Source organism: Clostridium sp. HBUAS56010, from assembly GCF_007115105.1.
Classification (GTDB): domain Bacteria; phylum Bacillota; class Clostridia; order Lachnospirales; family Lachnospiraceae; genus Lacrimispora.
The window spans coordinates 901,686-928,162 of the sequence record NZ_SULJ01000001.1 but is presented as its reverse complement, the minus strand read 5'-3'; the positions used below and the strand labels follow the sequence as shown (position 1 = coordinate 928,162).

Sequence of the window (26,477 nt, the reverse complement as noted above, 5' to 3'; positions counted from 1 at the left end):
CGCAATATGGAGTCAAGAGCGGAAAAACAGCAGATTTTAGACAAGCAGGCGGAATTAGTACGCCAGATTGAGCATCATGCAAACACAGATGGAAGCCATTTAACGGCAATTCCAACCTTGCATTTTACTCGCACTTCTTATAGGGAAGGACCTGTTTTTGATATTCAGGGACCAGCGTTATGTATCATCGTTCAGGGAGAAAAAAGAGTTCTTGTAGGGGAAGACACTTATGATTATGATCCTTTTCATTATCTGGTGGTTTCTCTTGATTTGCCCTATACCGGGCAGATTGTACAGGCAGATGAGCAGTGCCCTTTGCTGTGTATGAGCCTGGAGATTGAGCCGGAGGTGATCTGTGATATCGTGCAAAACAGTGGTTCTTCTTATGATCATAACAAATCTTCCAGAGGCATGTTTGTAGGAGATATTACTCATCCCATATTAGATGCGTGCTGCAGGCTGGTCAGTCTATTGGATACTCCACAGGATATTCCCTCTCTTTCTATTCTGATTATCAGGGAGATTTTCTATCGTATTTTACAGACGGAGCAGGGAAGTTGTTTAAAGCAGATCGGAATTTCAGCAAGCCATACCAGTAAAATTGCCGAAATCACTTCTCTGATGAAGCGGGATTTTGCAAAGCCAATGCGTATGGAAGAGTTGGCGCAGACTGCCAATATGAGCATTTCCTCTCTATACCGGCATTTTAAAGAGGTAACAGCAATGAGCCCTTTGCAGTATCAGAAGCAGTTGCGCCTACAGGAGGCACGGCGCCTGCTGCTGTCCTCCCAGATCACGGCGGCTGATGCAGGATTTCTGGTTGGATATGAAAGCCCATCCCAGTTTAACAGAGAGTATGCCCGTATGTTTGGTCTGCCTCCGAAACGTGATGCAAAGCATCTGAGGGCATGAAGAAAAACGTTCTTGCGTTGTGAGGAAAAACTGAGTATACTGGACGGATAGAGACAAGTATAAGAATATTCAGAAACGTTTAGTCAGGAGTGTGGATTTATGATTTTTTATTTTACGGCAACAGGCAATTCCTTTTATGCGGCTGAGAAGATTGCAAAAGAAACCGGGGATCAACTGTTTTCCATCGGTCATGCTCTGAGAGAGAAGGAGTATGAATACGATATTTCCCAGGAAGAGTTTCTCGGTTTTGTAGTTCCAACGTTTGCGGATACTCTGCCGGGAGCGGTGGGAGTGTTTTTAGAGAGGCTGGTTCTGACTGGCTATAAGAACCAGGGGAGAACTTGTGAAACGTCAGATACTTCAACTCCCAGGGCACTTTATATGGAGCTGATGAATTTCAGCCAGTCAGAGGGAATCAGCCGGCTTTATGCAGAAGACCAGTGCAATGCCTGCGGTCTTTGCATGAAAATCTGCCCAATGAGGTGTATCAAAAAAGATCAGACAGGTCATCCCCAGTGGGAAGGGGAGATACATAAACCCCGATGTCAGAATGCTATTCTAAAAAAGGAGATGAGCCCATGTCAAAAATGCCCATGATATTTGTAGGTCATGGTTCGCCCATGAATGCGGTAGAAGATAACCATTATACAAGAAGCTGGAAAGAGATGTCAGAGAATATTCCGAGACCAAAAGCGATTGTGTCCATCTCTGCTCACTGGTATACCAAAGGGACTAAGATTATGAATGAGGAAAATCCTAAGACAATTCACGATATGTATGGGTTTCCAAAAGAATTGTATGAGATTCAGTACGGTGCTCCCGGTAATAAAACCCTGGCAGAGCGGGTGAAACAGTTAATTAGCAAAGAAAGTGTCTATGACGATTCCTGGGGAATTGATCATGGGACCTGGTCTGTACTGGTTCATATGTATCCTGAAAGGGATATTCCGGTTTTTCAGATCAGCATTGATGCTTCTGCACCTGCACCGGTGCATGAGCAGATTGGCAGGGATTTAAAAGAATTAAGGGAGCAGGGAGTGCTTTTGTTTGGATCAGGCAATATTGTCCATAATCTCCGTCTGGTTGACTGGGGAATGGGAGACAGGGGATTTGACTGGGCATATGCCTTTGATGATTATATTAAAGAAAATATTGAAAGCAAAAATTACCAGAATGTCATTCATTATGAACGGTTTGGCGAGCGTGCAAAGCTGGCGGTGCCTACACCGGAGCATTTTAACCCAATCTTATATCTGCTGGGAGCTGCAGATCAGGAGGATCAGATTAAGATCTATAACAATGGCTGCATGTTGGGAGCATTATCTATGACCAGTTATTTATTTTTCTGACGCATTAAAAAAAATCCTTGACAAATAAGAAACCTCATTGGAAGTTATGTCTGATTATGGCATCCGGGTCTTTTGTTGCGCTGATCTGTACCATTGCAGATGGTGATCTTAACTCTTCCGAGAGCACTGGAATGCTGACAGAGTTGGGAAAGTGCTGGATTATTCTCCGGAAATAAAAGACAGTTCTTCTGTGCTGACAATGGACAGCACCAGAAAAGAAGATAAGATTTTAGAATTTAACAAGGTATCCTTCCGTTTCCCAGATGCAGAAGAAGATACTTTGAGCAAGGTGAGTTTTGCTTGCCGCAGAGGAGAGACAACTGCAATCATAGGGGGAACCGGAAGCGGAAAATCCACCATTGCAGCCATGCTTTTTTCCGGAACTATCGGCGAAAATCTGCGCTATAGCAACAGCAACAAAGATGCAACCGATGAAGAACTGATCCACGCAGCGGATATTGCACAGGTAGGAGATTTTATTCGTTCTCTGCCAGAGGAACTTAATTCCTTAGTAGCCCAAGGCGGAACCAACTTCTCCGGAGGTCAGAGACAGCGTCTCTCCATTGCCAGAGCATTGGTGAAAAAACCGGAACTTTATGTTTTTGATGACAGTTTTTCCGCAGGACTTTCAGACGGATGCAGCTTTGCGCCAGGCACTGGTTCGGGAAACAAAGGCTGCAGCTCTGCTGGTGATTGCACAGAGGATCAGTTCCTTTCTTCATGCGCATCAGATCGTGGTTCTGGATGAAGGAAAGGTTGCCGGAATTGGAACTCACGAAGAATTGACAAAAACCAGTTAGAGCTATTAGAAAACCAGGAAGTGAATATGAAAAAAGATACAGGCAGTACTTTAATCCGGCTGATCCGGCGTTTAAAAGGGCAGCGCGCCCGGCTTTTTGTTATTATGTGCTGCATTGTCATTACCTGGCTGTTTTATTATTTACAATCCTATATTATGGCGACTGTAGCAGAGAATCTTACACTTTCCCTCCGCAAGCAGATCAGCCAGAAGCTTCATCGCCTGCCTTTGTGGTTCTATGACAGGAACAAAGCAGGAGAGATATTAAGCCGTGTAACCAGCGATTTAGATAAAGTATCAGAGACTCTGCAGACCAGTCTGGCTTCTGTAAAACGTACCTTTGATTTCCTGGATAGTCCGGAAGAAATTGAAGGTCCTGTTAATCCGGCTTTGCCAGAGGAAGTAAAGGGGCAGAGGATACTGCAAGACAGGCGGTTTCAGAATCCCTTACAGTCACAGCCCATACTCTGTTTTTGTAGAGGAAAATTATTTCAGAAATTGCAAATACCCCATGCTGATCTCACTCCAGGGAAGTGATGTCTTTGGTGGAAAAAGCGGAACATTCTCCAATCAGCCAGGTGGAATGATAAAGGCCTACAATAATTATATGGTCTGGTTTAAATAGAGAACACGGGTCAGAAAAAACTTTTTCTTCCGATCCCGTGTTTTTAAATGAATTATTTTACGTTTAAGTTGTTAGCAGGCCAGGAACCATACCAGCTATAGCCGGCTCTTCTTTCCTGTTCAATCTCTGCAAGATTATACTTTACAATGCCGTCACGTCCTACAAAGATGGGGCGGTTTGTTCCTAACTCATAAAAACGTGCCCATAGAGCAGGCGCATTTGGGTCAGCAACAACGATTGCATCAATTACATTTTTGCCGTCAGCGTCCCGGATTTTCTCCACTTTAATTCCCGTAAGCTTCGTCTGGCTGAACCATGCCATGGCAGCATTAATTGATTGTTTGATTTCAGGTGTCTGTTCTCTCGTCTGGAGGAACTTTACAATGGGTACACTTTCTTTGGAAGAAAGAGAAGGAACTTCGTACGCTCTTGCTTCAGCCGGTGCAAGAGTTTCTTCGTTGTGCTGCTGTCCCCAGGCAGTTAATTTCCCGTTATCCCGATACTGGGTTTTTAAAATGCAGTCAACACCTTTTGCAACCGAAGCGGCACATCTTTGGGCTGTTTCATCATCAACCCAGGAGAAATCTCCGGACTTGTTGGCGATCCCGTCTAACGTATACATTACATTAATCATGGCATCATCGTTATATGTAATGTACATATGGTATTTGTCTTTGGCTTTGCCTGCAATCTGGGGCCAGCCGCCGTTTTCATACTGCATGTTCAACAGGAAGTTGATTCCCTTCATACAAGCTTCTTTGCTCTTATTAGAGCTGGTTTTTTTATAATCTTCTGCCAGTCTTTTAATCTCTGTATAGGTTGCGTTGTTATCAATGGTAGAGCGAGCCCAGTCACCACTATTTTTTTTGTATTCCTTTTTCCAGCCACCATCAGAATTCTGATATTTTATAATATCCGCGATACTGGCTTTGACACCATCGGCGTCTGCGGCAAACGCGGATATACCGGAGAAAAGCGTCATTACAGTTACCAAAGCCATAGATGCCAGTACTTTTGTTCTCTTCATTTTTCTAGTCATGCGATATCCTCACTTATTCTTTATTTGTAGACCTGTGCTAAAGCGAAACGAACCTTCCTGGGGCACCTCCTTTAACAAAATAATTACTTTATCACAGGAGTGTACATAAGAAAAACATGAATCTCTTATTTCTATATATGTGGTTATGACGAAAAATATGGTACTGTAAAATAATCCCAATCTTATTGGAATTATATCACCAGCTGAGAAAAATTAATAGTCAGAATGCACTGATTTTTGAAAAAATATAATTTTTTATGTATAATAATTCATTGGTGGGAGAGGCGTGAGAAGTTTCCTATGTAGAAGTAAGAAAAATGCTGACTGCATAGGAATGGGGGGTGTGCAGTCAGCGTTGGTTCATTGGGAAAGACCAGATAACTTTTTTTTATACTTATCCCCCCATATGTGCATGGCCTCCAGAACAGACCGGAGGCTATATCCGGTTTCTGTCAGTGTATATTCCACTCTTGGGGGAACCTCTGCATAAGCATGACGGGTAAGAAGACCATCGTTTTCTAATTCCCTTAAATTGGAAGTCAGAACCTTCTGGGATACAGAACCGATTGATTTCCGCAGCTCGCCGAATCGTTTGGTGCCGTCCATAAGGTCCCGGAGAATTAAAACCTTCCACTTATTTCCAATCAATACAATTGTTAATTCCACAGGGCAGTCAGGAAGTTGTCTACACATTTTTTCACCTCATTAGTATCTTCTGGTAACCTTGGTGACTGAAAGGTGCCTACTTTACGATAGAAACTAGGTATATTATAATAACATAATCAAATGATTGCAAGAGATTAAAAGGAAAAAATATATGAAGATTATGATTATAGGCGCCACGGGCAAACAGGGACCCCAGCTTCTGCATAAGGAATCCATCATTTTTCTTGCGAATCTGCTCAGCGGAAGAGAAAACAGACTTCTTCTGGTTGGGGGTGCAGGAAGTTTATATACCGATAAAACCCATACCCAGAGACTGATGGATACACCGGATTTCAATGCAGATGGAGAACGGACCGGACTATTTTATGGAATAAAAATTGATTGTCTTAAAATTAACAATCATAATAAATAATAAATAGAAAACCTCTAATTTCAGAAAATGGGATTAGAGGTTTTTTTTAATTCCAGCATTATTATTTTCCCTGTATTCCTATAAAAACATGGCGTATTTGCCAATAAAAAATAGAATATTTAAAATAAAACAAGCATAATTGAGAAAAGTAATTGATAGGATGATATAATGTTGTTTAAAGTGCATAAAAACATATATATAAAAATCCTATCGTTTATGATAAAAAACTAGTATTTCTAATTTTCAGAAAAAGGATGTAGACTAGTAACAGAAACAATGTTAAAAAAATCACTAACAACGAATAGGGAGGAGCTAAAATGAGTCAATTTATTCAGTCATTGGTAGAACGTTCCAAAAAGGCACAACAGATTTTATGCACCTACGATCAGGAAAAAACCGACGAGATTGTAAAAATGTTTGCAAAGGTTGTTTTCGATCATGGAGAGCAGCTTGCAAAACTGGCTGCAGAAGAAAGCAGAATGGGAGTATACGAGGATAAGGTTACAAAGAACAAGGGAAAATCCAGAATAATCTGGAATGCCCTGAAAGGAAAGAAGTCCATTGGAATCATTGGAAGAGATGAGGAAGCCGGACTGATTGAGGTTGCAAAGCCAATGGGAGTCATTGCAGCAGCGACCCCATGTACCAATCCTGTTGTAACCCCCATGTGCAATGCCATGTTTGCAGTGAAATGCCAGAACACCATTATTGTGGCACCTCATCCCCGCGGCAAAAAATGTGCTGTGGCACTGGCGGATCTTTACTACAAAGAACTGGACCGCATGGGCGTGCCAAGAGATATTTTCCTGGTGATAGAAGAACCGACCATTGATTTGACCACTGAATTAATGTCTGCCTGCGATGCAGTCATTGCCACCGGTGGTATGGGCGTGGTGAAATCTGCTTATTCCAGCGGAAAGCCAAGCTATGGTGTGGGACCAGGAAATGTTCAGGGACTGATTGATGAAGGAATTGATTATAAGGCAGCAGCAGGGCGCATGATTGCCAGCCGTATCTTTGACAATGGAATTATCTGTTCCGGAACACAGAGCATTATTGCACCGGAAAAGGATTACGATGCCATCATAAAAGAATTCACCTCACAAGGCGCCTACTACATTGATAATAAGGAGATTCTTGCCCGTCTTGCAGATGTGGTATTCCCTGGCGGAGTTATCAATAAAAAGGTGGTTGGACAGTCTGTACAAACCATTGCTCATCTGGCAGATATCGCAGTTCCGGAGGGAACTAAAGTGTTGATCGTGAAACCGGAACGTCATGGTGCAGGTGTGGTATGGAGTAAGGAAAAGATGTGCCCCATGATGGCTGCTTACAGCTATAAAACCTGGGAAGAAGCAGTGGAGATTGCGTATGACAATCTTTTAGTAGAAGGAGAAGGACATTCCGCAGATATCCAGTCTGACAATGAAGCCCATATTGAGTATGCCGGGGTAAAACTTCCGGTAAGCCGTGTGGTTGTGAATCAGACCTGTTCCAGCATGGCAGGCGGAGCATTTGCCAACTCTCTCAATCCCACCACAACCCTTGGATGCGGAAGCTGGGGAAATAATGCAATCAGTGAAAATCTTTTCTACACCCATCTCATGAATAAGAGCCGTATTGCCTTTGTTAAGAAAAATTGGAAGCAGCCGTCTGACAATGAAGTTTTTGCATAGGAGAGCCGTTTATGAAAGAAGTTATTTTAAAAACCCAGATCTCTTCTTATGAGACCTGTGAGGAATTTGCCAGGGATTTTAAACTGGGCAGTAATGATCTGGTATTGACCAACGAATACATATATACGCCGTATTTTGGGGAGTTGCACTTAAATGTCCATACCATATTTCAGGAAAATTACGGAACCGGAGAACCTACAGACGTAATGGTGGATGCAATCTTAGAGGCAGCAGCCAGAACAGACTGCACACGCATTATTGCCATAGGTGGAGGCACAGTGATTGACATTGCCAAAATAGTGGCTGTATCAGCAGGAGATTCTTTGGATTCTCTCTATGAGGCACCGGATCAGATCAAAAAGAAACGGGATCTGGTGATTCTTCCAACTACCTGCGGAACAGGAAGTGAAGTAACCAATATCTCCATTATTAACCGGACCAGACTGGGAACAAAAGTTGGTTTGGTTTCTCCCCACATGTATGCAGATGATGCGGTACTTGTGCCGGAACTCTTAAAAGGACTGCCTTTTGGGGTATTTGCCACCAGTTCCATTGATGCCCTGGTTCATGCAGTGGAATCAAGCCTTTCCCCCAAAGCCACTCCTTATACCAGACTGTTTGGCTATAAGGCAATTGAGATGATTATCCGGGGGTATCAAAAGATCAAGGCAGAGGGAAAAGAAGCCAGAATTCCCATCATGAAGGATTTTCTGATTGCAAGCAATTATGCGGGAATTGCATTTGGCACAGCCGGTTGTGCGGCGGTTCATGCCACCAGCTATCCCCTTGGAGGCACCTACCATGTTCCACATGGGGAAAGCAATTATGCCATGTTTACCGGAGTGCTGAAAAATTATATGGAGATTCGTCAGGATGGAGAGATCGCTCTTTTAAACCGCCGGCTGGCAACCCTTTTAGGCTGTGGAACCGGGGAAGTTTATGATCAGTTAGATGAACTGCTTGGAACCATTCTTCCGAAAAAAGCTCTTCATGAATACGGCGTGAAACCAGAGGAACTGGAAGTCTTTACAAAGAGTGTCATGGAACAGCAGAAACGGCTGATGGCAAATAACTTTGTGCCTTTGGATGAAAAAAGGGTGTTAAAGATTTATCAGGAGTTATATTAATCCGTTGATTGCAGTCACGCTTTCAGAAGAAACTGGAGTCTGGAAAGCGAAAAAAGGAGAAGATGATTATGGCTTTGATGACAGGGGAAGCGTATGTGGAAAGCATGCGTAAAATGAAACTGAATGTTTACATGTTTGGTGAAAAGGTTGAAAATCCCATTGACAATCCGATTTTAAGACCATCGCTTAATTCGGTAAAGGCCACTTATGACCTGGCGCAGATGCCTGAATACGAAGATCTGATGACAGTGACCTTAGAAGATGGAAGGAAAATCAACCGTTTTTCCAATATTCACAGAAATACGGATGACTTAATAAAGAAAGTGAAGATGCAGCGTCTGTGCGGCCAGAAAACAGCATCGTGTTTCCAGAGATGTGTAGGTATGGATGCATTTAATGCGGAGTGGTCCACAACCTATGAGACAGATAAAAAGTATGGAACCCACTATCATGAAAATTTCAAAAAATATCTGCGTATGGTTCAGGATCAGGATTTAACGGTAGATGGTGCCATGACGGACCCCAAGGGGGACCGGGGGCTGGCTCCTCATGAACAGCCGGATCTGGATATGTATTTAAGAGTGGTGGAGAGAAGAGAAGACGGTATTGTGGTAAGAGGAGCAAAGGCACATCAGACTGGAATTATCAATTCCCAGGAAGTGATTGTCATGCCTACCATTGCTATGGGTCCCGATGACAAGGATTATGCGGTATCCTTTGCTGTTCCAACCGATGCAGAAGGAATCACAATGATCATCGGAAGGCAGTCCTGTGACACCAGGAAGGTGGAAGGCAGTGAGATTGATGTGGGAAACAGCGAGTTTGGCGGCGTGGAAGCACTGGTGGTATTTGACGATGTGTTTGTACCCAATGACCGGATCTTCATGGATGGAGAATATGAATTTGCCGGTGTGCTGGTAGAACGGTTTGCCGGGTATCACAGGCAGTCTTATGGCGGCTGCAAAGTAGGAGTGGGAGATGTTTTAATCGGCGCAAGTGCGCTTGCCGCTGACTATAACGGAGTTCCAAAAGCTTCTCATATTAAAGATAAACTCATTGAAATGACCCACTTAAATGAAACGCTTTATTGCTGTGGGATTGCCTGTTCTGCAGAAGGGACACCAACGGAGTCAGGTAATTATATCATCGACCTGCTGCTTGCCAATGTATGTAAGCAGAATGTCACCAGATTTCCTTATGAGATTGCCCGGCTTGCAGAAGATATTGCAGGTGGACTTATGGTAACGGCACCTTCTGAAAAGGACTTAAAAGATCCGGTTGTCGGCGGTTATGTGGAGAAATACCTAAAAGCGGCAGAAGGAGTTTCTACCGAGAACCGGTTAAGGATTCTTCGACTGATTGAAAACCTGACCCTTGGTACTGCAGCAGTTGGCTACAGAACCGAATCTCTCCACGGTGCAGGCTCTCCCCAGGCTCAGAGAATCATGATTTCCCGTCAGGGCAACATCGGCCGTAAGAAAGAGCTTGCAAAGGCAATTGCTAAAATTAAGGACTAAGGCAGATCTGGGAGGTTTGAGAATATATGAACTGGAAAGAGATTTATGTATCAAAACTGAAAACCATGGAGCAAGCCGCAGAGTTAATAAAATCTGGTAACCGGGTGGTCATAGGGCATGCAGTGGGAGAACCCATCAAACTGGTGGATACCATGGTGGATTACGCTACGAAGGCTGATTTAAAAGATATTGAGCTGCTGCATCTGGTAGATATGGGGCATTCTCTTTATGCAAGACCTGGTATGGAAACTCATTTTAAGGAAAACAGTCTGTTTTTAGGAGCAGGAACAAGAGCATGTGTAAACAGCGGACGGGGGGATTTCACACCGTGTTATTTCTACCAGACACCGGATTTTTTTCAGAATGTGAAGAAGCCGGATGTGGTTTTAGTGACCCTGTCTCTGCCTGATGAGCATGGCTACTGCAGTTTCGGTGTGTCCTGCGATTATACAAAACCGGCAGCAGAGGCAGAAGGGGCAAAAGTAATTGCTGTAGTTAATCCCAATATGCCAAGAACTCTGGGAGACAGTTTCATCCATGTCAGTGACCTTGATGTGATTGTTGAGGACGATTCCCCGGTTCCGGAACTTGATCCTCCCCATATCGGTGAGGTGGAGATGGAAATCGGAGAACGGATTGCTTCTCTGGTTCATGACGGAGACTGTCTGCAGCTTGGAATCGGTGCAATCCCTGATGCGGTGTTAAAATTCCTGGGAGATAAAAAGGATCTGGGTATTCATTCAGAAATGATTTCCGATGGAGTGGTTGATCTTTATGAACAGGGTGTCATTAATTGTGCCGCAAAGAATTTCAATCGGGATAAAATGGTGGTATCATTTCTAATGGGGACCAGAAGACTTTATGACTTTGCCGATGACAATCCTGGTCTCTTTATGGCACCGGTCAGTTACGTCAATCATCCGGTCATTGTAGGAAAGAACGATCATATGGTTTCCATAAATTCTTCCGTACAGGTAGACCTTATGGGAGAAGCATGTTCGGAAGCTATGGGATTAAAACAGTTTTCCGGAGTTGGTGGTCAGGTTGACTTTATAAGAGGTGCGGCATTTTCAAAGGGCGGAAGGTCTATACTGGCTTTTCCTGCCACCGCGAAAAAAGGAGCCGTGTCAAGAATTGTCCCCTGTTTAACCCAGGGAGCACCTGTAACAACATCAAGAAATGATGTTGATTATATCGTAACAGAATATGGAATTGCAAAAATGAAGGGTCACACATTAAGAGAACGGGCACGTCAGTTAATTCAGATTGCAGCGCCTAAGTTTCGGGAGGAATTAGCAGAGGAATTTGAACGGCGTTTTGCCCAGAAATATCAGGAGGTGTAGTCGGTTGGACTGGAAAAAAATCTATACTTCAAAATTGACATCCCCAAAAGAGGCAGTAAAAATCATCCATTCCGGAGATACGGTATTAATCGCCCATGCTGCCGCAGAACCAGATGGACTGGTGAGTGCAATGGTGGATCATGTTACGGAACAGGATTTAAAGAATATTCACATTGTTCAGCAGCATGATATGGGGGCATGCAGGTTTTTTGAACCTGGAATGGAACGGCATTTCAGCTATACGTCCCTGTTTGTAGGAGCCAGAAGCAGAAACTATATTGCATCTGGAAAAGGAGATTTTACTCCTTGTTTCTTTAACCGGATACCCAATTATGTAACTGAGATTGATTCCGCAGATGTATTTTTAGTAACCTTATCAAAGCCGGATGAACATGGATTCTGCAGTTACGGGCTGTCCTGTGATTTTGCAAAAGAAGTGGGAGAAAGGCGTGGTACAAAGGTGATTGCAGCCATCAATCCCAATATGCCAAGGGTTATGGGAGATAACTTCATTCATGTGAACAATATAGATGCCATTGTAGAGAGTGAGGAACCAATCCATGAACATGCCCGTCCGGTGATTGGACCTGTTGAGGAAAAAATCGGAGCGCATATTGCAGGGCTTGTAAGGGATGGGGATTGTCTTCAGCTTGGAATTGGTGCAATCCCTGACGCGGTACTAAAATTCCTGGGAGATAAAAAAGATCTTGGTATCCATTCAGAGATGATTTCCGACGGAATCATTGATTTATACGAAAAAGGGGCAATTACAGGGAAAAAGAAGAATATTGACAGGGAAAAGATGGTGGTTACCTTTATGATGGGAACCAGGAATCTCTATGATTTTGTAAACAACAATCCGGCTATCTGCATGATGCCTGTCAGCTATGTCAATGACCCCTTTGTGATAAGCCAGAATGACAATGTAGTATCCATCAATTCCGCTTTGCAGGTGGACCTTATGGGTCAGGTCTGTGCAGAAGCCATTGGATTAAAGCAGTATTCTGCCGTAGGAGGACAGATGGATTTTGTCAGAGGGGCTTCCGCCTCAAAGGGAGGTCGTTCCATCATCGCATTTGGCGCCACTACAAAAGGAGGAACCATCTCAAAGATCGTTCCGTATTTAACAGAAGGTGCGGCAGTTACAACAAGCAGGAACGATGTTGATTATATTGTAACAGAATATGGAATTGCCCATTTAAGAGGAAAGAGCTTAAGGGAGAGGGCAAAAGAACTGATTTCCATTGCGGCACCTGCCTTTCGGGAAGAGTTATCGAAAGAATATGAGAAGCGTTTTGGGCAGGCACTATAATTGTAGTACCATTAAGGGAGGGTTTATATGAACGTTGTTATGATCTCTAATTTGCTGGAAACGCTCATGATTGTATGTTTTGGCATATCCTGGCCGTTTTCTATTCATAAGTCGTATGTGTCCAGAACAGCAAAAGGCAAAAGTCTTTCGTTTGAATTCTTCATCTGGCTGGGTTACATATTTGGAATTGTAAGAAAGTTTCTTTTATTTGATGCTTCACCCGCTGGAAATGACTGGCTGTTTTATTTGTCCTGGTTCTTTTATTTCCTTAATTTCATTGAAATCTCCTTTGATATGTGGCTGTACCGGAGAAATGTGAACTTAGACAAAAAAAGGGAACAGGAAGACAAAGAAGCATAAGAAAAAGGCCCGGAGTAAATCCGGGCCAGACAACAGGTTTGTTCTGCTGTTTCAGACTTAAAGCTGGTGGTTCAGTATTTTATGAGCCATGTCCAGTAATTCGGGATTGGTTTCTTCGACTAAAATAATGTCTCGTATCCATGGGAACGCTTCCCGTATTTCAAGGGAAATGAGTTCTTCATTGGTACTGTGAGCGGCGGGGCAGCCGGAACATTGACCGGTGAACCGCACCTTTAAAACATCCTGTTCCAGGCCAAGAACAATGACATCGCCTCCATGGGCTGCCAGAGACGGCCTTACCTTTGCATCAAGAACAGATTCGATTTGTTTTATTGTAGTATTCATAGAAACCTCCTTTGCATAGTAGTCTATCAATATAGGGAGGGCTTGTCAATTGATATTACGATACGAATATTTTATGAAAGAAGTGATGGTATGACTGCTAATTTTGAGCATTATAAAGTTTTTTACTATGTAGCGAAATACAAAAATTTCACCCGTGCGGCGAATGCCTTGGTAACGAGCCAGCCATCCGTGACTTATTGCATGCAGAATCTTGAGAGTATGCTGGGGTGCAAGCTGTTTATCCGTTCCAGAAAAGGCGTGACACTGACTGCCGAAGGGGAACTGTTATACAGCTATGTGGCTCCTGCGTGCAGGCAGTTGATGCAGGGGGAGGAGAAGTTAAGGGAACTGATGGGGGAACAGCATGACCACATCAATGTAGGAGTAACCCAGGTAGCGATGCGGACTTATCTGGTAGAAAAGTTAAAGATCTTTCAGGAACAGTATCCGCAGGTGAAATTAAATATTTTTAATTATAATACGGAACAGACTTTAAGCGAGTTAAAAGCCGGGAAAATTGACCTTGCAATTATTACAAGCCCCATTGACCATGAACAGAAATTAAAAGTGGTTGAGGTGAAATCCTTTAAAAGCATTTTAGTAGGCGGACCAAGGTACCAGGAATACGAGGGGAGGAAGCTGTTTCTCTCTGAGGTGGTGAAGCTTCCTTTGATCACAATGTCCAGTACCAGTACGACCTTTGGGTTTCTTCAGGAATTTTACCGCTCCTGCGGGCTTACCATGCAGCCTGCCATTGAAGTGGCAACCATGGACCTTATTATTCCCGTTGTCCGTAAGAACCTTGGAATTGGTTTTGTACCGGAGGAATTTGCCATACCGTTTTTAAAAGACAAGGATATTTTGGAGATTAAACTTCATGAGCAGATTCCCAAACGGCAGATCTGCATTGTCAGTGATAACAACAGACCTCTTGGCACCGCTGCCAAAGAATTCCAGAACATGCTGGAGGCATAAGTGATGGAAGAAGGAGACAGGATCATGGGAAGGAGATACAGGGGAAGCAGACGGCTGTTAGTCCCTGGTGAAACTGCAGCAGCAAAAAGGACCATCACAAAAGAAGAAGTAGATGGGTTTGCCAGGCTGACCGGAGATAAAAACAGGCTTCATAAAGAGAATAAGATTGCTTTATGTGCCGGGTATGACAGACCACTGGTTCACGGAATGTTTCTTGATTCCATGGTTTCCGCTCTCATGGGAACCAGTCTTCCGGGAGATGGCACCATATATGTGGAACATGATACCAGATTCATACGTCCGGTTTATGTTGGTGACACTATAGAGATTACGGTCTGGTTTGTATCCTTTGAAGAGCAGACAGACTCCTATCTGGGACTTTTTAAGGCGGCAGGCAGAAATCAGTATGGAGAGCGGGTACTGACAGGAAACAGCAGTCAGAAGCTGATGAAATCTCTGTTTGTGGTCGAGGGGGAAAGGAAGTGAAGCGTATGACCAATTTAGAGCGTTATAACCGGCTGTTTATCCGGGATTTAAGAGTAAAAGAGGAAGATCTGCAAGGACTTCGGTATCGGGGAATCAGAACCTGGGATTCTCTGGGGCATATGGATTTGATGTCGGACATGGAAGAGACTTTTGATATTCACATCAGTACTTCCGATGTTATGGACTTTTCTTCCTATGAAAAAGGGAAAGAGGTTCTGAAAAAATATGGTGTTGTGATCTAAACGAAGGGAGCCATTTGTGTTTGACTATGAAGACATTTTAAACAGGAAGCCATTTTCCATGGCAAAAGAGGAAAAAAGACGTCTCTACGGACAATGGCTCACGGAACTGACGGATTATCACAGACAGCACTGTTATAAGTATGGACGATTTTTAAAGCACTTCATGGTTGGAGATGGCGGAAACATGGAGGAAGAAGAGATTCCCATGGTTCCTGTAGGGCTTTTTAAGGATATGGATTTAAAGAGCATACCAGACAGCCGGATTTTTAAGACCATAACTTCCTCCGGCACAAAAGGCCAGAACGTTTCAAAGATTTATCTGGATCAGAATACGGCAGACTACCAGCAGAGAGCACTGGCTAAAATCGGAGCGGACTTTTTTGGAGAAGAGAGACTTCCTTTTCTTATTATGGACAGTCCGCAGGTTCTAAGAGACAGAGCGTTGTTCTCTGCCAGAGGAGCGGGAATCCTTGGATTTTCCATCTTTTCCTCCAGAATCTGTTATGGGTTTGACCGGAATATGGATCTGGATTTAGAGGGAATCAGGAGTTTTCTGGAACGGTATAAAGGAAAGAAGATCTTAGTATTTGGTTTTACCTATATTTTGTGGAAATATTTTTATTACCCGTTAAAAGCGTCAGGAATTAAGCTGGATCTTTCCAATGGAATATTATTTCACGGAGGCGGATTTAAAAAGCTTGAATCGGAGTCTGTTTCCCGGCAGGAATTCAATGAAAGGCTTTATGAAGTATCAGGAATCAAAGATATTCACAATTACTATGGAATGGCAGAACAGACAGGCAGTATCTATGTGGAATGTTCTTGCGGACACCTGCATGCAAGCATTTATTCAGATATTATAATCAGACGGCCCGAAGACTTTAGTGCCTGTTCTTACGGGGAAAAGGGCATTGTGCAGGTTCTGTCTCCCCTTGCCCGTTCGTATCCGGGTCATTCTTTATTAACAGAGGACGAAGGCGTTGTGTTAGGAGAAGATGATTGTCCCTGCGGCCGCCCCGGGAAATATTTTCATATAACAGGAAGAATCCGGCAGGCAGAAATAAGGGGGTGCAGTGATACCTATGAAGGATGAGATCACTTATCTGGCAGGAGTCTCGCAGCCGGCAGCAGAACCCCTAAAGCCTTTTGCACAGCCTGTCATGGATTTTTTAACCGGACTTTCAGCAGCAATCCGGAAATACAACGGGTCATACCCGGAGATAAAAGCCTTTGGATTCTGGATTCGGAAGACTCACTTAGAAGCGTTTGCCCGAAGATATGAAGGAAGGTCTGTCCGTCTGGGAAGAGGCGTGGTCTTTCATATGGTATCTTCTAATGTTCCCGGGCTGTTCGCCTATAGTATGGTATTTGGTCTGCTGTCAGGCAATAGCTGTGTGGTACGGATTTCTTCCAAAAGCGGAGAAGTGGAACAAAGACTATGTGAAATAATAAACGAGCTTCTGAATCAGCCGGAATTTGCTTTCATGAAAAAACGGATCAGTATATTTTCCTGTGACCGGGAACATGTTGTTGTGAAGAACTGGCTGAGCCAGTGCGAGGGTCTTGTGGTGTGGGGAGGGGATGGAGCAATTAAGTCAATCCGGAAGATGGATCTAATGCCGGAAGGAGTGCAGGTCATGTTTCCAGACCGTTATTCCATCTGTATTCTGGATTTGGAACAGATAAAAGCCATGGATCAAAAGGAAAGAAAAGAACTTGCAAGGCGATTTGTCAATGACACTTATGCAATGGATCAAAACGCCTGTTCCAGTCCCCAGTTTATCCTTTGGCATCAGAGCAGAGAAACCGCAGACCAGGAACAGATTCGAAAAAGCTGGTGGCTGGCTGTGGCGGAAGAGGCTTCTGCTTATGAAATAGATGCACACAAAGCGGTTAAAAAATATGAAACTTTATCCAGATATGCAATGGAAGTCAGGGGAATTGAAAAAATCTGGCAATACAAAAATCTGATTTATACGGTTTTGCTGTCAGAGATTCCTGATAATCCCCAGAAGCTGCGGGGAAAATGGGGACTGTTCTTTGAGTATGCGGGAGACTGGCGGAATGCAATTCATTCATTGGCAGTCCGAAAGCTTCAGACGGTGACTTATTATGGAATCAGCCGGAAGGATTTAACGGATTATGTTGTGGATCACGGACTTCTTGGAGTGCACAGAATTGTGCCGGTAGGAGAAGCGCTGAATCTGGATTTTATATGGGATGGGCAGGATCTTTTGCAGATGTTGTCAAGGGAACTATTCTGGGAGGAATAACATGGAGCTATTTCAAAGGGAGCAGGAATATGAAAACCGGCTGTTAGCAGAAGAAGAGGGCGGTGAGACAGTAACCTATGGAGCCTTCACTCTTTTTTCAGAGCAATTAAAAAGGCTTATTGGAGGAAAAAAGCTGATTGTTATCTTATGCCAGAACACGGTTGGTTCTCTCCTTGGCTATCTAAGCTGTTTAAAGACTGGAGTGGTTCCCCTGATGCTTTCAAAAGATATCAATGCAGAACTTTTATCCAGGCTTAACCAGGAATATCACCCATCCTTTTTATACCTGCCAAAAGACCAGATGGAAAAAGCAAAGGACTGTGAAACAATATGGAGCGGTTACGGCTACTGCCTGTGTAAGAGAAAAGACAGTCTTACTCCTGCTTTATATCATGAATTGTCTCTGCTTTTGACCACATCAGGAAGCACAGGAAGCCCCAAACTGGTCAGACAGAGCGGGGAAAATATTGATGCCAATGCCAGCTCCATATGCAGCTATCTTTCAATAGAAGAAAATGAAAGACCGGTTACCACCTTGCCCATGAATTATACTTATGGATTATCCATTATTAACAGTCATGTAAAGGTGGGAGCAACTCTGCTTCTGACAGGCCGCAGTGTGATGGAACGCTCATTCTGGGATTTTGTGAAAGAAAAGAAAGCAACTTCTTTTGCCGGAGTTCCTTATACCTATCAGCTATTAAAACGAATCGGATTTTTCTCTATGGATCTTCCGGATCTAAACATCATGACTCAGGCAGGAGGAAAGCTTTCCTCGAATCTCCATATGGAGTTTGCCTCATATGCGCAGGAGAAGAGAAAACGGTTCGTAGTCATGTATGGACAGACAGAAGCGACTGCAAGGATGGGGTATCTTCCGCCGGAGAAAGCGCTTGAGCGTTGCGGCAGTATGGGAATAGCCATACCAGGCGGCAGGTTCTGGCTGGAGGATGAGACAGGAACACCGATCAAAGAACCAGATCAGGAAGGGGAACTGGTGTATCAGGGAAAGAATGTAGCCCTTGGATATTCCCAGTGCATGGAAGATTTAAAACGGGGAGATGAATGGAAAGGAATATTACATACCGGTGATATGGCGAAACGGGATTTAGATGGGTATTACTTTATCACGGGAAGAAAGAAACGATTTATAAAAATGTATGGTAACCGGGTGAACCTTGATGAAACAGAGCGGTTATTAAAGGAACACTTTGAAGGAATTGATTTTGCCTGCACGGGAACGGATGATCATCTGGTCCTGTATGCGGAGAGAACCATGCTGGCCTCAGGTGAAGAAATTATTTCCTGGCTTGAGCAGATGACAGGCATTCATCCCAGGGCAGTGCAGATCAGGCAGGTGGAGAAAATTCCCAAAAATGAGTCAGGGAAAACCCTTTATAAGGAACTGAAATAACAGGAGGTCTTATGATGAGGGATAGAATTATTTTAGCAGGAGCATGCAGAACGGCGATTGGAACTATGGGAGGTGCTTTAAGTACAGTGCCGCCTCAGGACCTGGGAGCAGCCGTTATCGGAGAAGCCCTGAAACGGGCAGGGGTAAAGCCTGAACAGGTGGATTTTGTATACATGGGGTGTGTGATCCAGGCAGGTCTGGGGCAGAATGTGGCACGTCAGGCATCCTTAAAAGCAAACATTCCAGTAGAAACTCCGGCAGTAACGGTCAATGTGGTCTGCGGTTCTGGATTAAACTGTGTTAATCTGGCGGCTCAGATGATTCAGTGTGGAGAAGCCGACGTGGTAGTGGCAGGAGGAGCAGAAAACATGTCCATGGCACCCTACCTGTTAAAACAGGCACGTTTCGGATACCGGATGAATAACAACTCCATTGTAGATTCCATGGTAAACGATGCTCTTTGGGACGCATCCAATGACTATCACATGGGAATAACTGCTGAAAATGTTGCAAGACAATGGGGACTTACAAGAGAAGAACTTGACCGTTTTGCAGCAGCCAGTCAGTTGAAAGCATGTGCGGCAATCGAATCCGGCAGATTTAAGGATGAGATTGTGCCAATTGAGATTAAAAAGAAAAAAGAGACGGTTGTTTTTGACCGGGATGAAGGACCCAGACCTGGTACAACCGCAGAAGGAATCTCCAAACTCCGCCCTGCGTTTCAAAAAGACGGAGTGGTAACGGCAGCCAACTCCTCCGGGATCAATGACGGAGCAGCCGCCATTGTGGTGATGAGTGAGAAAAAGGCAAAAGAGCTTGGAGTAAAGCCAATGGCATATTGGGAAGCAGGAACATTGGCAGGAGTGGCACCGGAGATCATGGGAATCGGTCCGGTGGCAGCAACAAGAAAAGTGTTAGAAAAAACAAATATGACCATTGATGAGTTTGATCTGATTGAGGCAAATGAAGCATTTGCCGCCCAGTCCCTGGCAGTGGCAAAAGATTTGAAATTGGATATGGCAAAGGTAAACGTAAACGGAGGAGCCATTGCACTTGGTCATCCGGTGGGAGCATCCGGGTGCAGGATTCTTGTTACCCTGCTTCATGAAATGGAAAAACAGGATGCGAAAAAAGGGCTTGCAACTCTCTGTATCGGAGGCGGCATGGGCTGTGCAACCATTGTAGAACGGGAATAAAACAAAGAACCTTATAAATGGGAAATGAGGTGTTTGATATGGAGTTTGTTACATATGAGGCAGGAGGGCAGACCGGGATTATTACCATCAATCGTCCAGGTGCTTTAAATGCCTTAAACAGCCAGGTATTAAAAGAATTAAATCAGATACTTGATGAGATTGACACCAGAACCGTCCGTGCACTGATTTTAACGGGAGCGGGAAACAAATCCTTTGTTGCAGGAGCAGACATTGCAGAAATGAGTGGCTTTACCAAGAAAGAAGGAGAGCAATTCGGCAAGATGGGAAACGATATCTTCCACCGTCTGGAGACTTTCCCTGTTCCTGTGATTGCAGCCGTGAATGGATTTGCTCTGGGTGGAGGATGTGAATTGTGCCTAAGCTGTGACATACGGATCTGCTCGGAGAATGCGGTCTTTGGGCAGCCGGAGACAGGGCTTGGGATTACGCCTGGTTTTGGAGGAACCCAGCGATTGGCAAGAATCGTTGGACCTGGAATGGCAAAAGAGATGATTTTTACAGCAAGAAATATCAAAGCCCAGGAAGCTTACCGGATCGGTCTTGTTAATGCGGTTTACTCCCAGGAGGATCTGCTGTTACAGGCAAAAAAAATGGCAGAAGGAATTGCCAGAAATGCCCCCATAGCCGTCAGAAACTGTAAAAAAGCCATTCATGACGGGTTACAGGTAGATATTGATCAGGCAGTTGCCATTGAAGAACGGCTTTTTGGGGATTGTTTTGAAACCCATGATCAGAAAGAGGGCATGGAGGCGTTTCTTGAGAAGCGGAAAGAAAAACGGTTTACCATGAATTAGAGAAAGGAATAAGGAGGTAGTGGGAATGAAAGTAGGAATTATAGGGGCAGGAACCATGGGTGCAGGAATCGCCCAGGCATTTGCCCAGGCAGATGGATATGAAGTTTATTTATGCGATATCAGTGAAGAACTGGCAGCAAACGGAAAGAAAAAGATTGCAAAAGGATTAAATCGCAGAGTTGAAAAAGGGAAAATGACAAAAGACAGCGCAGATCAGATCGTATCTAAGATCCAGACAGGTCTGGCTCCCATCTGCAAAGACTGTGACCTGGTTATTGAAGCGGCAATTGAAGACATGGCAGTGAAGAAAAAAACCTTCAAAGATCTTCAGCAGTTATGCAAAAAAGACTGTATCTTTGCAACCAATACTTCCTCTCTTTCTATTACAGAGCTTGGATCGGAGCTTGACAGACCGGTTGCCGGAATGCACTTTTTTAATCCGGCTCCGGTAATGAAGCTGGTGGAAGTGATTGCAGGCTTAAATACTCCGGAAGAAACCATAAAAGAAATCAAAAGAATTGCCGAAGACATTGGCAAAGTTCCGGTAGAAGTAAAGGAAGCAGCCGGATTTGTGGTAAACCGGATTCTGGTTCCTATGATCAATGAAGGAATCGGGGTCTATGCGGAGGGAGTTGCGGAAGCATCCGGAATTGACAATGCCATGAAGCTGGGAGCCAATCATCCCATGGGTCCCCTGGAACTGGGAGATTTAATCGGTCTTGATGTGGTTCTTGCCATTATGGAAGTTCTCTATCAGGAAACAGGAGATACCAAATACCGCCCTCATCCACTGTTAAAGAAAATGGTGCGGGGAGGCAAATTAGGAAGAAAAACAGGGTGTGGTTTTTATCAGTACCAGGGCTGATGGATAGGAGAGAAGAGAGATGGCGGTTGTGCAATTACCCTTTGGAAGGGAAAAAATAAGTGTAACGATTCCTGACAGCAGGTTAAACGGACTTCTTATGTCAGGCGCCCACAGCTATCACGCAGAAAAACCAGAGGAAGAACTGGTAAAGGAAGCAATGGAACATCCCATTGCTTCCAAAAGGCTGAGAGAGCTGGTAAAGGGAAAGAAAAATGTTGTCATGATTGCAAGCGATCATACCAGACCAGTTCCAAGCCGGGTGATTGCTCCTTCAATCATCGAGGAAATCAAAGAAGGCAATCCAGAGGCGGAAATCACCATTTTGATTGCCACGGGATTTCACAGAGCTACCACAAGGGAAGAATTAATTGATAAGTTTGGTCAGGAAATTGTTGATCGAAAAGACCTTCGCTTTGTGATCCATGAAAGCTTTAAAGACGAGGATATGGTTTTTTTAGATACCCTGCCTTCCGGCGGAAAGCTTTTGATTAACCGGATTGCAGCAGAAGCAGATCTGCTTATTTCCGAAGGCTTTATTGAGCCTCACTTCTTTGCCGGATTTTCCGGAGGAAGAAAAAGCGTTCTGCCGGGAGTGTCAAGCGGTGTGACGGTTATGGCAAACCACTGTTCTGAATTTATTGACAGTCCTTTTGCCAGAACCGGAATCTTAGAAGGCAATCCCATTCAAAAAGATATGATCTATGCTGGAAAAAGGGCAAAGCTGGCATTCATTGTCAATGTGGTTCTCGATGAAAACAAAAAGGTGATAAAGGCATACGCAGGAGATTTTGATGAAGCCCATAAAAAAGGCTGCGAATTTGTAGATCAGCTTTCCGGTGTTGATGCCATTCCCGCTGACATTGTGATATCCACCAACGGCGGATATCCGCTGGATCAAAATATCTATCAGGCGGTAAAAGGTATGACGGCGGCAGAAGCCACCTGCCGGCCTGGAGGTGTAATTATTATGGTATCCAGTTGCAGTGATGGTCATGGCGGGCAGTCTCTTTATGATACCTTTGCGGGAGGGGAAGATAAGAATCAGATTATGAAACGTTTTCTTGAAACTCCAAGAGATCAGACCATGCCGGACCAGTGGGAAGCCCAGATTTTATGCAGAATTCTTTTGAAGTATCATGTCATTATGGTAACTCAGGCGCCAAAAGAAATGGTCACAAAGATGCAGATGGATTATGCAGAAAGCGTAGAAGAAGCAATTGAGATGGCAGACCGGTATTTAGGCAGACGGGATGAGAAAATCACGGTTATTCCTGATGGGGTTTCCGTCATTGTCAGGAACAGGCATCTTTCATAAAGAGCCGGAAAGGAGAAGTTAAGGTGGGAGAAGTTACTTATAACAAAGTCACTCCGGAACTCATAGAGGAATTTAAAAAGATTGTTCCAGGTAAGGTCCGTGAGAAAGAAGAGATGAATGAGGATTATTTTCATGATGAAATGCCCATTTATGGAAATGGAATCCCAGAGGTAATCATTGAAGCCACAAACACCGAAGACATTGCAGCCATTGTAAAGCTATGTTTTTTAAATAATATTCCAGTGATTCCAAGAGGAGCAGGAACCGGGCTGACTGGAGCAGCAGTGGCACTTCATGGAGGAGTGCTTCTTGACATGAGTAAAATGAATCGGATTGTGGAATATGATAAAGAAAACTTTGTTGTGCGGGTGGAGCCAGGAGTGCTTTTAAATGATCTTTCTGAGGACGCAGGACGCCAGGGACTTTTGTATCCCCCGGATCCAGGTGAAAAATTTGCCACACTGGGCGGCAACGTAGCAACCAATGCAGGAGGAATGCGGGCTGTTAAATATGGCTGTACCAGAGACTATGTGCGTGCCATGACGGTGGTGCTGCCAACCGGCGAGATTGTCAAGATGGGAGCACCGGTTTCCAAAAGTTCCACAGGTTACAGCCTGATTCATCTGATGATCGGTTCCGAGGGGACCCTTGGGATTATTACGGAACTCACATTAAAGGTAATTCCCGCTCCCAAAGAGACCATCAGCCTGATTGTACCCTTTGAAACGTTAAAGGACTGCATTGGAACGGTTCCCAAGATATTTATGGCAGGCTTAAAACCACAGGCACTGGAATTCATGGAGAAGGAAATTGTTTTATCTTCAGAACGTTACCTTGGGAAAAGTGTATTTCCAAAAGAAGTGGATGGAGTGGAGATTGGAGCTTACTTACTCATGACTTTTGACGGAGACAGACAGGAACTGTTAGAGGAACTATCCGAACAGGCGGCAGAGGTTGTTCTGGAAGAAGGGGCAGTTGATGTTCTTGTGGCAGATACTCCGGTGAAGAAAAAAGATGCCTGGGAAGCCAGAAGCACCTTTTTGGAAGCAATTAATGCGGAGACAAAACTGCTTGATGAGTGTGATGTGGTGGTGCCGGTCAATCAGATTCCCGCCTATCTCTCTTTTGTCAAATCTCTGGAAGACAACTATGATTTTTCCATTAAAAGTTTTGGGCATGCAGGAGATGGAAACCTTCATATCTATGCCTGTGCCAATGACATGGAAGAAGAGGCGTTTAAACAGCAGGTAGGAGAATTTATGGAGACAATCTATAAAAAAGCCTCAGAATGCGGAGGTCTTATTTCAGGAGAACACGGAATCGGCTATGGGAAGATGGAGTATCTGGCAGCTTTTTCCGGGGAAACAAGCATGCGTCTGATGAAGGGGATTAAGGAAGTGTTTGACCCTAAGATGATTTTGAATCCCGGTAAAATCTGCTGTAAGCTGTAAATAACAACATAAAACCATTCAGGAGGAGGAAGAAATGGCATATTTAATATCAGATGAGGCACAGGACTTATTACAGGATGTGAAAAATTTCTGCGAAAAAGAAGTGGTGGAGGCATGTAAGGAATACGATGTTTCCGGTGAATGGCCAAAAGAAATTTATGATAAGGCAATCGAACAGGGATATCAGGCTCTGGAGGTGCCGGAAGAATTCGGAGGTCCGGGACTGAGCCGGGTGGATGTGGCAGCTTTAATTGAGCAGATGGCAATTGCTGACGCAGGTTTTGCAACCACCATTTCAGCCAGCGGGCTTGCATTAAAACCGGTTCTTATTGCAGGAAGCAAAGAGTTAAAAGAGCTTGTGTGCAACAAAATATTAGACGGTGGCTTTGGAGCTTTCTGTCTGACAGAGCCTGGGGCAGGATCGGATGCAGGAGCAGGAAAAACAACGGCAGTAAAAGACGGGGATGAGTACATATTAAATGGAAGAAAGTGCTTTATTACAAATGGCGGAGTTGCCTCATTTTATTGTGTTACAGCCATGACGGATAAAACAAAAGGGGTAAAAGGAATCTCCATGTTCCTGGTGGAAGCGGGAACACCTGGACTGAGTACGGGAAAAGAAGAGAATAAAATGGGAATCAGAACCTCTAACACCTGTGACGTTGTCCTGGAAGATGTGAGAATTCCGGCTTCTTATTTAATTGGAGAAGAGGGGAGAGGATTTTCCATTGCCATGAAAACCCTGGATCAGGCAAGAACCTGGATGGGCTGCATTGCAGCAGGAATTGCCCAGAGAGGCATTGAGGAAGCCGTCCGGTATGGAAAAGAACGAATCCAGTTCGGAAAGCCAGTTATTAAAAACCAGGCAATGCAGTTTAAAATCGCAGATATGCAGATTAAAACCGAGACTGCCCGCCAGATGGTGGCACATGCTCTGACCAGAATGGATTCAGGCCTGACTTTTACCATGGAATCAGCCATTGCTAAATGCTACGCCTCAGACATTGCCATGGAAGTGGCATCAGAAGCAATCCAGACATTCGGCGGTTATGGTTACAGCAGAGAATATCCGGTAGAAAAATTGTTAAGAGACGCGAAGATATTCCAGATTTTTGAAGGAACCAATGAGATTCAGAGAATCGTTATCGCCGGCAATGTTATTGGCAAATAAGGGAGGTTGACAATCATGGAACTATTAGTCTGCATCAAACAGGTACCCGATGATTCCGTAGAAATCTCTCTGGACCCGGCTACAAAAACGCCGGATTTAAAAGGGGTTACCTCGGTGGTAAATGCCTTTGATACCTATGGACTTGAAATGGCAGTCCGGTTAAAAGAAAAATTTGGAGGAGAAGTTACGGTAGTATCCATTGGGGGGGAAAACGTAAAAAATTCTCTGAAAAACTGTCTGTCAGTAGGGGCCGACCGGGCTTATCTGGTAAGGAATGAAAAAGCAGATTCTTTGGACCCTTTAAACATTGCAAAGGAATTAAGCCATGCAGTCCATGAGATAGAAAATGAACTGGATCGTTCCTTTGATCTGATCTTTTGCGGCAAAGAGTCCACGGACTATGCCTCCAGTCAGGTGGGGATTTTACTGGCAAAGGAACTTGCCATGCCAGTAGCTGCCAATGTCATTGGGATAGAGCCGGAGGATGAAGCGGTAAAACTCACACAGGAAACCGAAGATGGCTACCGTCTTCTGGAAGCGGCAGTTCCCTGTGTGGCAACCATTCAGAAACCAGATTACGATCCCAGATATCCAACCATTAAAAGTAAAATGGCTGCGAGGAAAAAAGAGATTGGGGAGTTGGAACCTTTTGGGGAAACGGACAGCTTAATAAAGGTTTTACGGGTATTTGCACCGAAAAAACGTTCGGCAGGAATAAAGATCAAAGCCGATAGTCCGCAGGAAGCAGTTGCCCAGGCGATGTCAGCCATAACAGAAGCCAGAGTTTTATAG

The 26,477-nt window shown here is 44.2% G+C and carries 28 protein-coding genes; 25 read left to right on the top strand and 3 right to left on the bottom strand.

Annotated elements, in window-relative coordinates; translation table 11 throughout:
* The first annotated feature begins 6 nt into the window (after positions 1-6).
* The 5 genes from FAY33_RS04475 to FAY33_RS04455 all read left to right on the top strand — a co-directional run bounded on the left by FAY33_RS04475 (position 7) and on the right by FAY33_RS04455 (position 3,597).
* Positions 7-912 carry an AraC family transcriptional regulator gene (locus tag FAY33_RS04475; protein ID WP_143319534.1) on the top strand — a complete coding sequence of 302 codons (906 nt, stop codon included), beginning with the start codon at positions 7-9 and terminating at the stop codon, positions 910-912.
* Positions 913-1,011: 99 nt separating this feature from the next.
* Entirely contained in the window at positions 1,012-1,509 is a 498-nt protein-coding gene (locus FAY33_RS04470) for a hypothetical protein (protein ID WP_143319533.1), read from the top strand.
* Complete coding sequence (ygiD, locus tag FAY33_RS04465; RefSeq protein ID WP_143319532.1) at positions 1,491-2,261, top strand: 4,5-DOPA dioxygenase extradiol; 771 nt, start codon at positions 1,491-1,493, stop codon at positions 2,259-2,261. Before FAY33_RS04470 ends, ygiD begins: the two co-directional genes overlap by 19 nt.
* 151 nt (positions 2,262-2,412) lie before the next feature.
* Positions 2,413-3,009 (top strand): ABC transporter ATP-binding protein, encoded by a 597-nt coding sequence (locus FAY33_RS04460; protein ID WP_243126555.1) that lies wholly within the window; start codon positions 2,413-2,415, stop codon positions 3,007-3,009.
* A gap of 78 nt (positions 3,010-3,087) precedes the next feature.
* Complete coding sequence (locus FAY33_RS04455; protein WP_143319531.1) at positions 3,088-3,597, top strand: ABC transporter transmembrane domain-containing protein; 510 nt, start codon at positions 3,088-3,090, stop codon at positions 3,595-3,597.
* 140 nt (positions 3,598-3,737) lie between these two features.
* Here the strand turns inward: FAY33_RS04455 and pelA are convergent, their stop codons facing one another.
* Positions 3,738-4,724 carry a pectate lyase gene (gene pelA / locus FAY33_RS04450; RefSeq protein ID WP_207705995.1) on the bottom strand — a complete coding sequence of 329 codons (987 nt, stop codon included), beginning with the start codon at positions 4,722-4,724 and terminating at the stop codon, positions 3,738-3,740.
* Positions 4,725-5,084: 360 nt separating this feature from the next.
* Positions 5,085-5,417, bottom strand: coding sequence for a helix-turn-helix domain-containing protein (locus tag FAY33_RS04445; RefSeq protein WP_143319530.1), 333 nt, complete (start codon positions 5,415-5,417; stop codon positions 5,085-5,087).
* A 124-nt stretch (positions 5,418-5,541) separates the two neighbouring features.
* Between FAY33_RS04445 and FAY33_RS19260 the strand changes: the two genes are divergently transcribed.
* From FAY33_RS19260 to FAY33_RS04410, 7 genes are all read left to right on the top strand, one after another.
* The gene (locus tag FAY33_RS19260; RefSeq protein WP_185967477.1) at positions 5,542-5,802 is read left to right on the top strand and encodes a hypothetical protein; all 261 of its coding nucleotides are present in this window, start codon (positions 5,542-5,544) and stop codon (positions 5,800-5,802) included.
* 317 nt (positions 5,803-6,119) lie between these two features.
* Entirely contained in the window at positions 6,120-7,478 is a 1,359-nt protein-coding gene (locus FAY33_RS04435) for an aldehyde dehydrogenase family protein (RefSeq protein WP_143319529.1), read from the top strand.
* Between the two features lie 11 nt (positions 7,479-7,489).
* Positions 7,490-8,605 (top strand): 4-hydroxybutyrate dehydrogenase, encoded by a 1,116-nt coding sequence (locus FAY33_RS04430; protein ID WP_143319528.1) that lies wholly within the window; start codon positions 7,490-7,492, stop codon positions 8,603-8,605.
* Between the two features lie 68 nt (positions 8,606-8,673).
* Entirely contained in the window at positions 8,674-10,122 is a 1,449-nt protein-coding gene (locus FAY33_RS04425; RefSeq protein WP_143319527.1) for a 4-hydroxyphenylacetate 3-hydroxylase family protein, read from the top strand.
* A gap of 26 nt (positions 10,123-10,148) precedes the next feature.
* The gene (locus FAY33_RS04420) at positions 10,149-11,465 is read left to right on the top strand and encodes an acetyl-CoA hydrolase/transferase C-terminal domain-containing protein (RefSeq protein WP_143319526.1); all 1,317 of its coding nucleotides are present in this window, start codon (positions 10,149-10,151) and stop codon (positions 11,463-11,465) included.
* A gap of 4 nt (positions 11,466-11,469) precedes the next feature.
* Positions 11,470-12,777 (top strand): acetyl-CoA hydrolase/transferase C-terminal domain-containing protein, encoded by a 1,308-nt coding sequence (locus FAY33_RS04415; protein ID WP_143319525.1) that lies wholly within the window; start codon positions 11,470-11,472, stop codon positions 12,775-12,777.
* A 27-nt stretch (positions 12,778-12,804) separates the two neighbouring features.
* Positions 12,805-13,137, top strand: coding sequence for a hypothetical protein (locus FAY33_RS04410; protein WP_243126553.1), 333 nt, complete (start codon positions 12,805-12,807; stop codon positions 13,135-13,137).
* Between the two features lie 57 nt (positions 13,138-13,194).
* Here the strand turns inward: FAY33_RS04410 and FAY33_RS04405 are convergent, their stop codons facing one another.
* Positions 13,195-13,482 (bottom strand): NifU family protein, encoded by a 288-nt coding sequence (locus FAY33_RS04405; RefSeq protein WP_143319524.1) that lies wholly within the window; start codon positions 13,480-13,482, stop codon positions 13,195-13,197.
* 42 nt (positions 13,483-13,524) lie between these two features.
* Between FAY33_RS04405 and FAY33_RS04400 the strand changes: the two genes are divergently transcribed.
* Genes FAY33_RS04400 through FAY33_RS04340 form a run of 13 tightly spaced genes read left to right on the top strand, consistent with a single transcriptional unit; the run spans position 13,525 to position 26,477 of the window.
* On the top strand, positions 13,525-14,457 hold the full coding sequence (locus tag FAY33_RS04400; RefSeq protein ID WP_207705994.1) for a LysR family transcriptional regulator: 933 nt from the start codon (positions 13,525-13,527) through the stop codon (positions 14,455-14,457).
* Positions 14,458-14,460: 3 nt separating this feature from the next.
* Complete coding sequence (locus tag FAY33_RS04395) at positions 14,461-14,943, top strand: MaoC/PaaZ C-terminal domain-containing protein (RefSeq protein WP_243126579.1); 483 nt, start codon at positions 14,461-14,463, stop codon at positions 14,941-14,943.
* Between the two features lie 5 nt (positions 14,944-14,948).
* A complete protein-coding gene (locus FAY33_RS04390) occupies positions 14,949-15,185 on the top strand; it encodes an acyl carrier protein (protein ID WP_143319521.1) in 237 nt (78 codons plus the stop codon).
* A gap of 16 nt (positions 15,186-15,201) precedes the next feature.
* Complete coding sequence (locus tag FAY33_RS04385) at positions 15,202-16,278, top strand: acyl-protein synthetase (RefSeq protein ID WP_207705993.1); 1,077 nt, start codon at positions 15,202-15,204, stop codon at positions 16,276-16,278.
* Positions 16,268-17,458 carry an acyl-CoA reductase gene (locus FAY33_RS04380; RefSeq protein ID WP_243126577.1) on the top strand — a complete coding sequence of 397 codons (1,191 nt, stop codon included), beginning with the start codon at positions 16,268-16,270 and terminating at the stop codon, positions 17,456-17,458. Before FAY33_RS04385 ends, FAY33_RS04380 begins: the two co-directional genes overlap by 11 nt.
* Position 17,459: 1 nt before the next feature.
* The gene (locus FAY33_RS04375; protein WP_143319519.1) at positions 17,460-18,872 is read left to right on the top strand and encodes an AMP-binding protein; all 1,413 of its coding nucleotides are present in this window, start codon (positions 17,460-17,462) and stop codon (positions 18,870-18,872) included.
* Between the two features lie 14 nt (positions 18,873-18,886).
* On the top strand, positions 18,887-20,068 hold the full coding sequence (locus FAY33_RS04370) for an acetyl-CoA C-acetyltransferase (protein WP_143319607.1): 1,182 nt from the start codon (positions 18,887-18,889) through the stop codon (positions 20,066-20,068).
* 38 nt (positions 20,069-20,106) lie between these two features.
* A complete protein-coding gene (locus FAY33_RS04365; protein ID WP_143319518.1) occupies positions 20,107-20,883 on the top strand; it encodes an enoyl-CoA hydratase-related protein in 777 nt (258 codons plus the stop codon).
* Positions 20,884-20,908: 25 nt separating this feature from the next.
* A complete protein-coding gene (locus FAY33_RS04360) occupies positions 20,909-21,748 on the top strand; it encodes a 3-hydroxyacyl-CoA dehydrogenase NAD-binding domain-containing protein (protein WP_143319517.1) in 840 nt (279 codons plus the stop codon).
* A gap of 19 nt (positions 21,749-21,767) precedes the next feature.
* Positions 21,768-23,063 carry a nickel-dependent lactate racemase gene (larA, locus tag FAY33_RS04355; protein WP_143319516.1) on the top strand — a complete coding sequence of 432 codons (1,296 nt, stop codon included), beginning with the start codon at positions 21,768-21,770 and terminating at the stop codon, positions 23,061-23,063.
* A 23-nt stretch (positions 23,064-23,086) separates the two neighbouring features.
* Entirely contained in the window at positions 23,087-24,514 is a 1,428-nt protein-coding gene (locus FAY33_RS04350) for an FAD-binding oxidoreductase (protein ID WP_143319515.1), read from the top strand.
* Between the two features lie 34 nt (positions 24,515-24,548).
* Positions 24,549-25,685: an acyl-CoA dehydrogenase family protein gene (locus tag FAY33_RS04345; protein ID WP_143319514.1), complete on the top strand. Its 1,137-nt coding sequence runs from the start codon at positions 24,549-24,551 to the stop codon at positions 25,683-25,685.
* A gap of 15 nt (positions 25,686-25,700) precedes the next feature.
* Positions 25,701-26,477: an electron transfer flavoprotein subunit beta/FixA family protein gene (locus FAY33_RS04340; RefSeq protein WP_143319513.1), complete on the top strand. Its 777-nt coding sequence runs from the start codon at positions 25,701-25,703 to the stop codon at positions 26,475-26,477.